Here is a 15,049-nt window from a genome sequence, read left to right on the forward strand (position 1 = left end):
ACCGTTAACTCCGTTGCTCGACCTGCACAACATCCACCAGTTTGATCAGCTGGGCCACCAGCTGATCAACCGGTGTTTTGCAGGCATACCCAGCCCTCTCCAGCGTTAACTCCACCTGCACATCAGCACTGCCAGTATTGGTCGGCATATTCAGTCCGCACACATGAAAGCCTCGGTGCCGAACCACGCGCAGAATACGCTCGATAACTGCCTGACGGTTAATCGCCATCACGTCCAGTTTTATCATCAGATATCCTCCAGCATATTGTGGTTATCAGCGCCCGGTGGCACCAGCGGCCAGACATTCTCTTCAGCATCAATGGCCACATGGAGCAGGTACGGACCGTCCGTGTTCAACATGGTTTGAATGGCATCATCGACTTCGTGGCGATGCAGTATGGTTTGCGCAGGAATACCAAAGGCCTGCGCCAGAGCGGGAAAGTCCGGGTTATCCGACAATACAGTTTCGCTGTGCCGCCCCTCAAAGAACAGAGACTGCCATTGACGCACCATGCCGAGTCGTTCGTTATCCAACAGCACAACCTTGACCGGCAGGTTGAGACGTCGGGCTGTGGACAGCTCCTGAATATTCATCATGATCGAACCGTCGCCGCTTACACAGATAACCAGGTCATCTTGTCGAGGCTGCTTTTGTCTAGAGAGTGCTGCTCCGATTGCAGCCGGAAGACCAAAGCCCATTGTGCCCAGCCCTCCACTGCTCAGATGATTCTCCGGGCGGGTAAAGCTCATGTGCTGGGCGACCCACATCTGGTGCTGCCCCACATCACAGGTCACAACGGTTGAATCAGGAAGCTGTTGACTTAATGTGTTGAGAAGTGCCGGAGCATAAATAGTTTCACCCGGCGCATCGTAGCGCCAGCGGAACTCATAACGCATGGCCTCGCAGTTTTTCAGCCACTCTTCACAGGGCGCTTTGACGGCAAGGGCAGGCAATAAAATATTCAGATCACCGGACAAGGCAACATCAGGCTGTCGACGTTTACCAAACTCTGATGGGTCAATATCCAGATGAATCACCCTGGCATCGGGCGCAAAACCTTCCAGACGACCAGTGACTCGATCATCAAACCGGGCACCGACACACACCAGAAGATCACATTGCTGCACAGCCAGATTGGCGGCACGGGTTCCATGCATGCCCAACATGCCCAGATAACCGGTGGTATCCGGTGCTATGGCCCCAAGGCCTTTAAGCGTGAGCACAGACGGCATACCGGTTTTCTGCTGAAAGAATCGCAGTGCCTCAACAGCATTGGCCATACCAACGCCACCACCCGCATATAAAACAGGGCGGGATGCCTGGGAGATAAGCTCTCGCGCCTGTTCACAAAGATTCCATGGCAGTGCAACCGGCTGAGTGTCGGCCACAGCATTTGATGATGGATCACTTGCACACGACGCAAGCAGTACATCCTTGGGAAGATCAACCAGAACCGGACCGGGGCGCCCGGAGTTGGCTAACTGAAAAGCCTGTTCAAGAATCTCGGGGAGTTCTTCTACGTTGCTCACCAGAAAGCTGTGTTTGGTCACGGAGAGACTCATACCCAGCATATCCACTTCCTGAAACGCATCGGTTCCCAAAGCTGTGGTGGGCACCTGTCCGGTCAAGGCCACCAGCGGTACCGAGTCAAGCATGGCTTCAGCCAGAGCCGTGACCAGATTGGTTGCTCCCGGTCCGGAGGTAGCGATGCAGACACCGGTCTTGCCACTGGCACGGGCAAAGCCAATCGCCGCCATACCGGCACCCTGTTCATGTCGACACAGCACATGCTCGACCGGACTGTTATAGAGCGCATCGTACAGCGGCATAATTGCACCACCTGGATAACCAAAGACCGTGTTAATCCCCCGGCTGGCCAGAACACGCACCACATAGTCAGCGCCCTTCAAACCGGGCTCGGCTGATAATGGGTTGTCGTCTAAGTTTTCCGCTGTACTACTGTTCTCCATCACATCTCTCCCCAGATGCCTGTTTGCGCCCATAAAAGAAAACCCCCGGTCCTTTCGGAGCGGGGGTTTTCATCAATCTGGCTTGTGTCTTTCGTTAGCCCATAGAAACGCCCCGCAGCGATCGAATAATCACCACGACGACTAGAATCAGGTTAATGGACGGGTTAAAAGACATTGCTCTCACATCACTTGTACGTACATTTCGCTAAACAATGGCATAGATATATAGTTATCTCAAGGCGTAGCGGACTTTGAGCAGAAAAAATAACCATCCCGCAAGCAATACTGACAGCCCGGGCAGCATCCAGCCCAGACCATTTTCAAACAACGGGATATATCGGACAAAGGTCCATGAATCAATCAGGCCGGTCGAGTACAAACCATCAACCGCGCTGAAGATCACCACTACCAGCAATGAAGCGCGTACCACTTCCCGGTTAATCACAACCCAGGTTCGTATCAGCTCCACCGAGATAATCATGATCGCTACCGGATAGATGGTCAGCACCACCGGGACCGAGAGTTTGAGCAGCGTATTCAAACCGGCATTGGCCACAATCATGGCGAGAAAAGAGATCTGTATCACCCAGAACCGGTAACTGATCTTAGGCCAGCGGCTGTGGAAATAATTACCGCAGGCGGTTGTTACCCCAACGGCAGTGGTTAAGCAGGCCAGCGTTATTACAACCGTCAAAGCAGCCTGCCCGGTATCCCCCAGAAGATACACCACCATGTAAGAAAGGATAATGCCGCCATTGGCTGCATCCGGTATCAGTTCACGGCTGATACCACCCAGATAGAACAGCCCGATATAAACCACGGACAAGGCAATGCCGGCAATAATTGCAGCTTCGGAGGTGTAACGTACCAGCTCCCGACGACTCGTAACGCCATAGTTTTTTACTGCCGAAGTTATCACCAGACCGAATGCCAGTGCGCCCAGAGTATCCATAGTTTGATAACCCTGCACGGCACCTTCCAGCATTGCGTGATTAGCCCAGGGACCAAGACCTGGACCAAAGGTCACTGGTGGCTGCAGGAACATGGCGATATAAATCGCCAGCAAAACCAGCAACAGAACCGGGGTAAGGATGCGCCCAACCACTGTAATTAAGCGTCCCGGAAAAATACACAGCCAGGCAGATATGGCGAAAAAGACTATCGAGTAAAGGGCGAGGTAGCTTTGTTCGTCCCCCGGCAACCAGGGTCTGATGCCGACATCAAAGGCCACAACCGATGTTCTGGGCACAGCAAACGCCGGCCCGATAATTACGTAGGCAGCAATCCAGAACATCGGCGCAAGAAAGCCGGGAATATCACGGGTTAAGGATTCGGGGGAACCGGCCAGAGCAATCGCCACAATACCAAGCATGGACAGGCCAACATCCGTCAGCAGAAAGCCGGTCAGGGACAGCCAGAGGTTTTCACCGGAAAGCTGTCCGGCCCAGGGAGGAAAGATCAGATTTCCGGCACCGAGAAAGAAGGCAAATACCATCAAACCGATACCTATTCGTTCTCCCCTCCCCATATACTCCCCCTACTGGTTCTTTCGTTCCGGTAACTATAGAAGATCTAGGAGAGCTGCTTTCTCAGTAGAATCACATCAGCACCAACAAACTCAACCTGGCAGTTATGTTGCTGAGCAAACCATTCAAAGGTTTCTTTGCTGAAGAAGGAAATATGGGTGCGATCACGAATATAGTGCCAGGTTTTAAAGGCTTCCTGATCCATCACCAGCTTGGTCATAATACCCAGCATCCCTCCGGGTGCCAGCAGTTTGAGCAAGCGTTCCAGAACCTGATTTGGCTCACTCAGGTGCTCAACGACTTCCGTGGTGGTAATAAAGTCATAACTTTCCCCGGTGATCTCCGGATCGATAACATCGGGGTTATTGGCGTAGTAAATATCAAAGACTTTCATGGTGAAGCCGGCCTCGGCAAACATCTCGGCCAGAACTGGCCCCGGGCCACAACCAAATTCGAGACCAATAGCCGGCGGCCTGACCAGAGCGGTTATCGGATCAAACATCCGACTAAGGAAACGCCTATAGCCGCTATCATCACCACTGTTTTCGTGGAGGTCGTAACAGGCTTTCTCTTCCTCATTGGAGAGATGCCAGACCTTGGGCACAAACACCAGCTGACAGTTCTGGCAGCGCAGGTATTCGCGATATTTATCCTGCCACCAGGGCTTGATATGGCTTTCTCCGCACAGCGGACAGACAAGGTCATTCATAATCGTTTTACAGGACAGCATAAACAGGCGCTCCCGGTGCTAAGTCAGCAGGAGCGATGACACTAACTATTTTCACACATTCAGTGCATGACCAGAGAGTTAGTGATTGTTTTGTGAGGAGCAGAAATGAAAAAGGGGCAAACGAGTGTCTGCCCCTTCGATCTATTGCAGGTAACTGATTAGAGCTGTGGACCAGCGGCAACCAGCGCCTTGCCGGCATCGTTGTCGGTGTACTGGTCAAAGTTGTTAATGAAACGCTGGGCCAGATCACAGGCACGGGTTTCCCACTCACCTTCCGATTCCCAGGTCTTGCGAGGGTCAAGAATGTCAGCATTCTCAACACCCGGTACAGCTACTGGTACTTCCAGATTGAAGTGTGGCAGCACCTGAACTTCTGCATCATCAATGGAATCATCCAGAATGGCATCGATAATGGCGCGGGTATCCTTGATGGAGATGCGCTTGCCGGTTCCGTTCCAGCCGGTGTTAACCAGATAAGCCTTGGCACCGGAATCCTGCATGCGCTTAACCAGAATCTCAGCGTACTTGGTTGGGTGCAGGCTCAGGAAAGCGGCACCAAAAGCGGCAGAGAAGGTTGGCGTTGGTTCAGTAATACCACGCTCGGTACCGGCCAGCTTGGAGGTGTAACCGGACAGGAAGTGGTACTGAGTCTGCTCAGGAGTCAGACGGGAAACCGGAGGCAGAACACCAAAGGCATCCGCAGCCAGGAAGATAACCTTGGTCGCATGGCCAGCCTTGGACACAGGCTTAACGATGTTATCAATGTGATAGATCGGGTAAGAAACACGGGTATTTTCAGTGCGGGAGCCATCATCAAAGTCGATGGAGCCATCTTCACGAACAACCACGTTTTCCAGCAGGGCATCACGACGAATCGCGTTGTAGATATCCGGCTCGGCTTCTTTGCTCAGCTTGATGGTCTTGGCGTAGCAGCCACCTTCAAAGTTGAACACGCCATCATCATCCCAGCCGTGCTCGTCATCACCAATCAGCTCACGCTTAGGATCGGTGGACAGAGTGGTTTTACCAGTGCCGGATAGGCCGAAGAAGATCGCCACATCGCCTTCTTTACCGACGTTGGCAGAACAGTGCATGGAAGCAATGCCTTTCAGCGGCAGCAGGTAGTTCATAACAGAGAACAGACCTTTCTTCATCTCACCGCCGTACCAGGTGCCGCCGATCAGCTGCATTCTTTCGGTCAGATTAAAGGCGACAAAGTTCTCAGAGTTGAGGCCCATCTCTTCCCAGTTCTCGTTTACGCAACGAGCGCCGTTCATCACCACGAAGTCTGGCTCAAAGTCAGCCAGTTCCGCTTCGGAAGGACGGATAAACATGTTGGTCACAAAGTGCGCCTGCCAGGCCACTTCAGTGATAAAACGCACAGCCAGACGGGTATCCGGGTTAGCACCACAGAAAGCATCCACAACAAACAGACGCTTGCCGGACAGCTGATCCCCCACCAGCGTCTTGAGGTGTTCCCAGTTTTCCTGAGACAGGGCCTTGTTGTCGTTTTTGCCCTGATCGGACCACCAGACGGTATCTCTGGTGGTGTCGTCACGAACGATATATTTATCTTTTGGGGAGCGGCCGGTAAAGATACCGGTATTCACTGCAACAGCACCCAGATCGGTGACTGTGCCTTTCTCATACCCTTCCAGCTCTGGACGGGTTTCTTCCGCAAAGAGAGTCTCGTAACTTGGGTTCCTTAAGATTTCCGTGGCATTTGTAACACCATAGGATGACAAATCTGGGATGGCTTTGTGCGCACTCACTTGATCTTCCCCCGCCTGGGTTGCAAGAGTAAAAACAACCTGAAGGCGTTGTTTATGTAGATTATTATCTGGGGAGCGTTTGTACCTTATACGACGTAAAAAAGCCAGATCACGCCGGCTGTTTTATAGGTATATAGCGCAACACCTTACACACCGAAACGGTAATCCGGTGGTGATTATGACCAATAAAAAAGTAAAACGGTGGGTACATCAACTGTGAAGCACCACTGAAATAAAGTGCGGAGAGACGGCTGACTTCATCCTGAGTAAACCACGGTTGCCTTGCACCACAACCGGCTTTTAGCCTGGCAGCTTTCATCTCCTGAGTGTTGCAGGTGATCAGTGGAACTTCGTGAATTCTGGCAAAGGCTTTGAAGGCAGGATCATGGGCTTTCATATGAACACTGGCAATGCAGGCCACATTTCCCATTTCGATATCATACTGATCAAGACACTGCATAATGCCCTGACCGACAACCTCCAGTGGTGTTCCCCGCTCACTTCCGATTCCAATCACATACTGCCCGGTTGTCGCTGTGCTTTCCAAACCTGCACTCCACAAAAAGTCTGAGTCGCAGAATAGTTTAGGGGCTGTTGACTTTAATGGGGGGGAGGCGGAAATAAAAAACTCTTGTTCTGAGCCTTGATGGTACCACCTGGCAGCCAGAAGTTATTTGATGGATTCATTGTATGTTCACCCACCATACCGCCTGAAACCGTAAGAGAAGGAATAGACGTCACTGACGGTGTCTGGAAACTGCTCGCACTGGAGATAATCACTGGGGATGCGGGGAACTGTAAGCCGCCATCAATAGTGGAAGTGACATAAGTACGCGGCGAATAGAAACGACCGGTGCCATTACCCCAGCTTACCTCAGGCAATGTACTTTTAGCCGCGCGAGCTTCCTGCTTATAACTAGATCCTGTCATGGACCATTGCGCACGCAGGCCATCCTGTGGGTGTTGCCCTGCAGTCACAACCCGGGACAGCTTGATCCAGTTCTTTTTATTAAACTGAGCGGCAGAGATACTCGCTTCTGAGCGCACAGAATCCACCTGATCATAAAGAGCAGCCCAAACTCCATCCGTCAGCTTGTAGGCTTCCAGCCAATAGATGGTTTTTGCCCCGGAGACATCTGTGTTCTCAATAACAATTTTTACATCCTGAGAAACAGCCAGCTTCTGCAGAAATTCAATCTCGCCCTGAGGGTCCTGCTGATCGATAAACTCATGGTTTCGGTATTTTTTTAAAGCCGCTTCAATCGTTTGTTCAAACTGTTTGCATACTGTCATCGGTACCAGGATGGTTTTAATGACGCTCTGATCCTGAGGCTGAATCAAGCTTTCACTGCCATCGTCACCGCTGGTCTGGCTGCCTCTTGGAAGGCCAGATAGCGCAGAAAGTATCGCCTGCCGCGTGTAGAAACCCTCATTCTTCCTCTCAATATCACTCATTACCGGACCCAGTACATCGAACACACTGTAACCATATTCGGATACTACCCGACTGAACGTTTCCGTTTCCGGCCCAAGCTTGCGCACCATATAAGGCGCCGTGCTCACATGCTTCAACCCGCCGGTATCGTAACGCCTCATACCCTGTGGAAAGGACGGTCTGGTAATGAAGTTATTAAATGGTCGTAAGCCATGGGTAATCAGCAACCCCAGACTCCCATCCGGAACATCCGGTGTGAGCTTTTTAACTGATGCAATCTGACTGGCCAGTGCTGTCAGTGCAACATTGTGGGTTTTCGATGTCGCACCGGATATCGCGATAACCGGGTTTTTGTCTACAACCTGAACGGTTACGGCTGGCTGGCTACGGGGTTTCTTGGTTGAAGGTGGCCCCAAAGGTGTACCGCTTTTTCGTCGGCTACCCGGAGCAGGTCGTTTGATACGAAATGACTGCTTTTGCTGTTCGGCCTGAAGCGCAAAAACCAGCTCCGGAGACAAATGTTGTTCCAGCAGCGATGGCGGTGCCAGCGGCTTTTGTTTTGCTCGCTCCAAAGCCTGTTGCTTCAGGTATTGTTTTTCTTGCCATTGCAGTTCGGATACACCGATGGGTCTCTGGTTTATTCTTCTTTCGGCCAATAATGGATAGAGCGTCTTAACAAAGGTCTGTTCATCATCTTCCGGCATGGGTGTGCTGTAACGCTCCACCAGCGCCTGAAAAAGTTTGATGGCAGGATCAGGTTGTATCTCCCCCCGATGGGCAGCCTGCATAAAGGCTTTGAATTTTTCATCATCCTGATAAAGCCGTTTTGCCCATGCCAACAGAGCATCTTCATCCGTTGAGCTGGACATTAACTGGGAGGCTTCTTTCAGCTCAAACCAGCTCATGATCTGAGCCTCTTCCAGAAAGTTAAGAGCCAGCCTGAGCAGCATATTGGTCTTAACCCGACGATCCCAGTAATCAACAATCTTCTCGAAGGTAATGCTGCTCTTTACGTCATATTTTTTGGCCGCTGAATTGATTCGCCCAACAATATATTCCACCAGACTCATGCGATGACTCATTTCGGGAGACACAACCCGGTTAATCAGAACATCTCTGGCTTCTTTATAATCCACCCCATCAAAGATCAGCTCGACGCCACTGGCTCCAAGCTTCATCAACATCTTTTCAGGGTTGTTATAATCGACGTACTTCTTTTTATAAGCTCCCACCATGCCATTGCTGATCAAAGGCTGTTCGCCATCACCCCGCTGAAAATAGGTATCAAAAATCTCATACTGGGTATGACCGTTGCTATCCATCGGATGCCGTTCAAAAAGCCTGAGATGGGCCGGGAACAGGTCAAAATACTGGAGTTCTATTCTTCCTGTTTTCGAGTTACGCCGGACGGCATAGTTGGGGTACTTTGCATCAAGAAACCCCTCCATAACTTTGGTATCCGTCCTGCCTTCACGCCCCAGGGTGAAATCCGAGTTGATCTTGCTGAGCTTCTTGATACCAGAGACAATTTCGTTGGTCACAATGGTCAGGAAGTCCTCAATGGATAGATCAGCACCATTCACATTCACACGGGTGCGGGTGGCATCCTGACTGATTTCCTGAAAGTAATACTCAAGGCGCTCAGGTTCCTCCAGGTAGGGTTGAGCAATGAAAACAGAGACGGCGTCTTCTTCCGTCCATATTTTTACCGGCAAAATATCCACATCATGCTCATTCAGAAAGCTGATCTGGGCCAGCTGGTGAAACCAGAACACCTCTGATTTCATTTTGTTGGTAAAGGTGATCCGACGAAAAGCAAATTCAGGCAATAGCTTATTCAGGCTGTTTATTTCCTCATCACTGTCATCACCATCAAAGGTTTCAAACCGAAAAACCACGGTACTGGTGCCCACACCTACAATCTTCGCAGCAATATTCCGCCCCTTATAAACAAAGTGCATCAGATCGCCGACCTTCATCATTTTCCTTTCGTACTGCCTTTCAATTTCCGAAAAGAATTTGATGACTTTTTTGTTCTCTCTTTTCTCTGACTTACTGGTGCCTGCCTCCCGATTTTTTACCAGACTGACCAGATCAGGCGTTTTCTCCAACCCCTCAAAAGCACAGCAGAGATAATAGTAATAACCCGACGGGTCACCTGATCGCTCCATCACATTACAAATCATGCTCATTTCAGCTGCGCGCTTTTTGTCATACGCGCTTTTCAGCAGGGATTTGTTCTCCGCACTTTCGTGCTGCCCAAGACGCCTGATAAACAAAATCCCCTGTCTATCAACACCGGGGAGAACCTGCGGGCTCAAGCTATCCGAGCTGACCGAAGCCTGACTTTCAAAACTCACCATATCCGGGCTGTTATTTGGCGGTACGCTTTCTGGCCCGCCCACTTCTGCTCTATGCTGGGTGACAGAAAGTGGCGAAGCGATAAATGGAAAATCCTCACGCTTGTCGGATAAGGGGGCAATTGGTGAGGGGTACATAACGTAAGCCGAGGATGAAACCGGCCTGGGCGTAGGTACAGGCGTATTCAGGGGCGTTGCTTTTGGTGTCGACGGGATCATAAAACCCCAGTTCACATCGATTACATAATCGAGACTCTTCTCCTGCATAGGATTCTTACAAGGAGATCCTGAGCACATTTGCACTTCAGAGCGAAAGTCCATCTCAGGCTTCTCATAGGCCCGTACCGTCATCCACTCATCTTCGCCATCATCCGATTCGCCGCCCTGAGAACGCCGATCATCTTCAAACTGTTCCAGCAGACCAATAATTTTGTCTGAGTCATACCACATGCTGGTAACACAGCGCCGTAATCCCAGCTCACGGGCACTGGCATTTAACACACTCATCAGAAGCAAGAAAAATAAGAAAGAACGCCCCCTTCGGCCGAGGGTTTGCAAACCCATCCAACCATCGCATTGTTTATTATTCAGGGAGCCTGAGCTGAACATTCGTTACAGCATTCCTCCCCTGTCAGGGGCTGTTTGCAGGCATCTGAGCCTAGGAGAGATCTTCTATTTGTACAGCAAGGGTCTATATTCGTGACCCCGGATGACTGATCAGGGCCATGAAAAAAAACAGCGCAGCTCCACTGCTTGAACTTTCGTCAGGACTGACTGCCGGCATATTTATTCCATTGGGACAGATTCCCCTGAACTTCTGGCCGCTTTCCCTGCTCGGCTTTGCTCTGCTGTATTACCGACTCCAGTCCTTTAACAAGTGGCTGACATTCTGCACCGTGGCTGGCTTTTCCATCGCCTATTTCATTTCAGGGCAACTGTGGATTTTCAACAGTCTTTACCTGGGCAACAGTCATTCAACGGAAGAGTTGGTCAGCGGGGCACTGATGTTGTTTATTGTTCCGGCGTGTATCTGCACCTTTATCATGGGGCTCTATCCGGCCTGTTGTCAGCTGATGAATGTGCAGCGCTTTACTGTCGCCAGCAGTATTCTGTTCAGTGCACTGTGGGGACTTTTTGAACTGATCTATGCACTGATCCCTCCCAGTTTCCCTTTATTAATCAGCGGTTATGCTGTTCTGGGACACCTTTGGGATCCGGTGCTTCCCATTCTGGGAGTGCTCGGCTCTGGCTTTCTTCTGGTACTGTTATCCTGCCTGTTCGCAGCCTCTTTTTATGCTCTCCTCAACCGTAAAAGAGCGAAGTTTTACTGGTTGCTTCCCTGTCTGATAATCATGCTGCTCAGTACCTTCTGCCTGCCTGATACCGAGTGGACCCGGCGCTACGACAACCGGGTCTTTCACTATCGCCTGCAGATCAACAGCAATCCCGATAAGCCGGATAGTTTTTTTACAGACACCTCCAACCCGATTCCCAGACTCATCATATTGGGGGGTGTCGATGCTGATGCCCATCGTCCCTATCTGCTGCAAAAGTTGCCTGATCTCAGTAATAACAAAGACAGTGCTTTTTTGGTTTTGATGCCCCGACCAGAACATTGTCCGGATGTATTCTGCAGTATTGGAGAAGGGGAAGGCTGTTCTCTGGAGAAGCTCAGAACCCACAAACCTGCAGTCAATATGCAGAACTGCAACCTCTCACGGCTGCCGATCAAAAAGTCTGCGTTCGCCCGCCACCCTTCAGTTGATTCCAACCGCTTGCTGGTAATGAATAACGGTACGGACGGCCTGCCATTTCTGGCGATAGATACTGTATCCGGCTCAGAGATTATTGTGGCGTTTGATATTCCCTATCGCGGACATGTTATCCGGGAGCGGCTGCTCCATGCTGACAGAGCCCGGGCGCTGGAAACTGGACGACCGGTTGTGCGTTACAGCAATCAGGGTGTTTCCGCCGAGATCAACCATATGGGGATCATTGAAGGGCGCTTCCTTCCCGAACAGGACAGGGTTGATGGAGAACTTACCCCCATGGTCGGCAAAACACCGTTTATGTACCTTGGACGCTATGCCTTTCTGGCTTTACTCGCCACGATCTTTATCGCTTTCGCCTATCGCAGGCTCTTCCAGAGCCTTTGACTTCAGGCATGGTCATCACCCGTTCGGACATATTCGATATTCAGCACCCGACCTATTTCATTCAGCAGACAATCCAGCTTGAACGGCTTGCTGATATAACCGCTGAACCCCAGTTCCTGATATTGCTGATCAGACTCAGTGGTCAGGCTGGATGCCAGGGCAATAACCGGAACAGGATTGCCATCATGTTGTAGCTGCCGCAACGCATCAACGCCCGTTAACACCGGCATATGGATATCCATCAACACCAGTTCCGGCTGACGGCTCTTGATGCTCTGCAGAGCATCCTCTCCATTCACGGCTTCAAGGGTTTCAAAGCCTGCATCATCCAGAAGCCGCACCAGCAATCGACGATTATTAAAGCTGTCATCCACCACCAGAATTCTGATTTGCTTACCTGGCTCCAGCCTGACCTGACAGGAGCTATCAGTGAGCAGTTCATTGGCTGCTTCACTTTGCGCTTCGGATTTGCGCAACGGCAGAGAGAAATAGAAGCGACTGCCACAGCCTGGCGAGCTGGCCACCTTCAATCCTCCTCCCATAGCCGTCACCAGGCGCTGACAGATTGTCAGCCCCAGACCGGTACCTCCTCGGGTGCTGTCTGCTCTGGCCTGCTGGAAAGGTGAAAAGATACTTTCCTGATCTTCCACCGCAATGCCAATTCCGGTATCGCTGACGATATACACAATCCGGTCGTTATCTTTCACAACCTTCAACTGAATATGGCCCTTGTCAGTAAACTTGATGCCATTCCCCAGCAAGTTAATGAGAACCTGCCGAAGCTTGGTCACATCCGTCAGCACATACTCCGGCAGGTGATCATCAACATTGAGTTGAATATCCAAACCCTTACGCTGCGCCCGCGGGCTGAGAATCCGGCAGACCTTATCCAGTGTTGTGCGCAGATTGATACTGGCCAGCTGCACAGTTGGACGGGTTGATTCAATGCGGGTCAGATCCAGTACATCGTTAATCAGCATCAACAGATGTTCGCCACAGTCCCCGATCGTTTCCAGACTGATCCTTTGATCGTCCGACAAGCCATTCTCACGCAGCATCAGCTGCACATGCCCGAGAATACCGTTCAGGGGGGTTCTGAGTTCATGGCTCATATTAGAGAGGAACTGGGTTTTGGTTTTATCCCCAACCCGAGCCAGATCACGAGCATGGCGAAGATCGCGTTCTGCCCGCTTACGGTCGCTGATATCACGGATAACAATGGTGATCAGGGTTTCCGTCTCTGTAACCAGCGGGCTGGTTGCCATCTCCACCGGGAAGAGCTTACCGTCACTTTTCGAGCACAGGCTTTCAAAGCTGAGTTGTCGACTGGTGACTTCATCGGGCGTGATGCGTTGCGGAAACAAAGGTTTATTTTGGTTACGACCAAGAATCGCAAGAGGCTTACCGACCAGATCAGAACGATCGGTGATAAAAAGACTCTCCGCCCTTTCATTCACCATCAAGATGGTCAGTGACTTGTCTGTAATGATGATGGCATCCGGTGCCGCTTCCAGAAGCCCGCGAAATTTTCTGGAATCACTCACCAGCTCGGTCACATCATGGCCCATCCCTTCAACACCACTGATGCTGCCGTTCAGCTCCACTATCGGTACATTGATGAGCTCCAGAGTACGGGTTGTGCCACTCTGATGGGGCAGTTCAAGTTGCAGGGTTTCATTTTTGGTCTGGCCGCGCAGAACACCCCGCACCGAGCGATAGAATCTCCGGAACTGTGAAGACCTCAGGAAGGAATGGCCCGCAGATTCCAGCAGGCTTTCAGAGCTGTATCCCAGGATATCACTCACCGATGGGCTGATATAAATCAGCTGCCCCCGTTCATCCAGCATGTAATAGAAATAACGTCCACGCAGGTTTTCAGCGATATGGCTGATATTGCTTGCTCGCATCTCTTTCAGGGCTTCATCCCGCTCAGAGAGTCGCGCCGCCATCGCGTTGATACTGCGCGCCAGCCGCCCGGTTTCATCATTGGAACGATGCCGATAATCCAGAAACCAGTGACCATCACCAAGCTTATCCACAGCCTGTGTAAGCCTGACCAGAGGATTGGTAATCAACCCAGAAACTTTGAGCACACAGGCTGTAATAACCAACAGTGCCAGCAACAGAAACAAACCACTGAATATGGCCGATTGCCGGGCATCGGCCAGGGCATAGGTTTCGCGGGTATGTGTCAGCAGCATCCAGCCGGCCTGCGGCACCGGACTGGCGAAATACCAGGTCGGCCAGTCCCGAAAATAAACCGTTCCTATACCCCGCATACCGTTTTTAATAGGTCCGTTCACCAACTCAAGCAGAGACGCGGACCCGATACGTTCCGCTGTATTCAGCAGGGATTTATCGGGTCGGGTTGAACGCATATCCGAGTAAATAAAGGTGCTGTCCCGGTTAACGATTTCAAACCGGAGGTTACGCGGATTTTCCTTGTTCAGAACATCCAACAGGGTTTTCACGGCAACGGTAAAGTACAGGTTATCCAGACCGTGAAGCTTGTAGACAACCACCTTCTGACCATCGATTGGGCTGTCGATAGGAAGACTCCAGCCCCATTGGTTGGTGACAATCTTTTTCCCCTGAACGTTCTTCCAGGGCTGCTCTGTCAGATGATTTTTATTCAGGGAGTACACAACTCCCTTGCCGGGTGAACCTGAGAGGATGGCATGGATAGAGGTGTCAAAGTGAAGAGTGTTGCTGATCAGAATTTTACGATCCGCCAGCGTTTGCTCCCAGGCCAGACTCTGGGTAAATGTCTCACCTATGGATTCAATAAACTGCAGCTGGTTATTAAGCAGTCCGGAAAAATGCCCGGCCTGCTGCTCCATAAATTCTTCAACATTGACCTTGGCAGCACGCAGTGTCTCAAGAATATGGACAGCAAAAATAATGCTGTAGATAACCGTCAGGGGGAAAATGGCAAAGAGTACAATCTTGTTGCGTATTGATGACCACATGAAGATGACTCAGTGCACGCGTGAAATCTTTCCATACTTATCATACGAGACGCCTTACAAAGACGCCCTGAAAGCGCTCTGAAAAACGCTGTTCCCTGCTTCTTATAATTTGGTCATCCAGACTAGTTGA

The 15,049-nt window shown here is 50.9% G+C and carries 9 protein-coding genes; 1 reads left to right on the forward strand and 8 read right to left on the reverse strand.

Features of this window, described 5'->3' with window-relative positions; genetic code table 11:
* Nucleotides 1–4: 4 nt before the first annotated feature.
* From ilvM to EHSB41UT_RS17430, 7 genes are all read right to left on the reverse strand, one after another.
* Nucleotides 5–247: an acetolactate synthase 2 small subunit gene (gene ilvM / locus EHSB41UT_RS17400; protein ID WP_087112124.1), complete on the reverse strand. Its 243-nt coding sequence runs from the start codon at nt 245–247 to the stop codon at nt 5–7.
* Entirely contained in the window at nt 247–2,004 is a 1,758-nt protein-coding gene (ilvG, locus tag EHSB41UT_RS17405) for an acetolactate synthase 2 catalytic subunit (protein WP_341350354.1), read from the reverse strand. Before ilvG ends, ilvM begins: the two co-directional genes overlap by 1 nt.
* A 196-nt stretch (nt 2,005–2,200) precedes the next feature.
* Complete coding sequence (gene brnQ / locus EHSB41UT_RS17410) at nt 2,201–3,499, reverse strand: branched-chain amino acid transport system II carrier protein (protein WP_087112125.1); 1,299 nt, start codon at nt 3,497–3,499, stop codon at nt 2,201–2,203.
* A gap of 44 nt (nt 3,500–3,543) precedes the next feature.
* Nucleotides 3,544–4,227, reverse strand: a complete 684-nt coding sequence (locus EHSB41UT_RS17415) for a class I SAM-dependent methyltransferase (RefSeq protein WP_242667355.1) — start codon at nt 4,225–4,227, stop codon at nt 3,544–3,546.
* A 158-nt stretch (nt 4,228–4,385) separates the two neighbouring features.
* Nucleotides 4,386–5,999 carry a phosphoenolpyruvate carboxykinase (ATP) gene (gene pckA, locus EHSB41UT_RS17420; RefSeq protein WP_207626687.1) on the reverse strand — a complete coding sequence of 538 codons (1,614 nt, stop codon included), beginning with the start codon at nt 5,997–5,999 and terminating at the stop codon, nt 4,386–4,388.
* A 109-nt stretch (nt 6,000–6,108) separates the two neighbouring features.
* Nucleotides 6,109–6,546, reverse strand: coding sequence for a cobalamin biosynthesis protein (locus tag EHSB41UT_RS17425; RefSeq protein WP_165767310.1), 438 nt, complete (start codon nt 6,544–6,546; stop codon nt 6,109–6,111).
* Between the two features lie 53 nt (nt 6,547–6,599).
* Nucleotides 6,600–10,301, reverse strand: a complete 3,702-nt coding sequence (locus EHSB41UT_RS17430) for a hypothetical protein (protein ID WP_133060564.1) — start codon at nt 10,299–10,301, stop codon at nt 6,600–6,602.
* A gap of 218 nt (nt 10,302–10,519) precedes the next feature.
* On the opposite strand from EHSB41UT_RS17430, the gene EHSB41UT_RS17435 reads away from it, so the two are divergent.
* Nucleotides 10,520–11,950, forward strand: coding sequence for a hypothetical protein (locus tag EHSB41UT_RS17435; protein ID WP_087112128.1), 1,431 nt, complete (start codon nt 10,520–10,522; stop codon nt 11,948–11,950).
* A gap of 2 nt (nt 11,951–11,952) precedes the next feature.
* On the opposite strand, the gene EHSB41UT_RS17440 is transcribed toward EHSB41UT_RS17435, so the two are convergent.
* Nucleotides 11,953–14,919 carry an ATP-binding protein gene (locus EHSB41UT_RS17440; protein ID WP_087112129.1) on the reverse strand — a complete coding sequence of 989 codons (2,967 nt, stop codon included), beginning with the start codon at nt 14,917–14,919 and terminating at the stop codon, nt 11,953–11,955.
* Nucleotides 14,920–15,049 lie beyond the last annotated feature (130 nt).

The sequence above is a fragment of the Parendozoicomonas haliclonae genome (genome assembly GCF_900174585.1).
In the GTDB taxonomy this organism is placed as follows: domain Bacteria; phylum Pseudomonadota; class Gammaproteobacteria; order Pseudomonadales; family Endozoicomonadaceae; genus Sansalvadorimonas; species Sansalvadorimonas haliclonae.

Excerpts from the sequence above, each read along its gene's own strand:
- ilvM (WP_087112124.1), bottom strand. The coding sequence starts at position 247 with ATGATAAAACTGGACGTGATGGCGATTAACCGTCAGGCAGTTATCGAG.
- EHSB41UT_RS17430 (WP_133060564.1), bottom strand. The coding sequence starts at position 10,301 with ATGAGTGTGTTAAATGCCAGTGCCCGTGAGCTGGGATTACGGCGCTGT.
- EHSB41UT_RS17435 (WP_087112128.1), top strand. The coding sequence starts at position 10,520 with ATGAAAAAAAACAGCGCAGCTCCACTGCTTGAACTTTCGTCAGGACTG.
- ilvG (WP_341350354.1), bottom strand. The coding sequence starts at position 2,004 with ATGGGCGCAAACAGGCATCTGGGGAGAGATGTGATGGAGAACAGTAGT.
- EHSB41UT_RS17440 (WP_087112129.1), bottom strand. The coding sequence starts at position 14,919 with ATGTGGTCATCAATACGCAACAAGATTGTACTCTTTGCCATTTTCCCC.
- brnQ (WP_087112125.1), bottom strand. The coding sequence starts at position 3,499 with ATGGGGAGGGGAGAACGAATAGGTATCGGTTTGATGGTATTTGCCTTC.
- EHSB41UT_RS17415 (WP_242667355.1), bottom strand. The coding sequence starts at position 4,227 with ATGCTGTCCTGTAAAACGATTATGAATGACCTTGTCTGTCCGCTGTGC.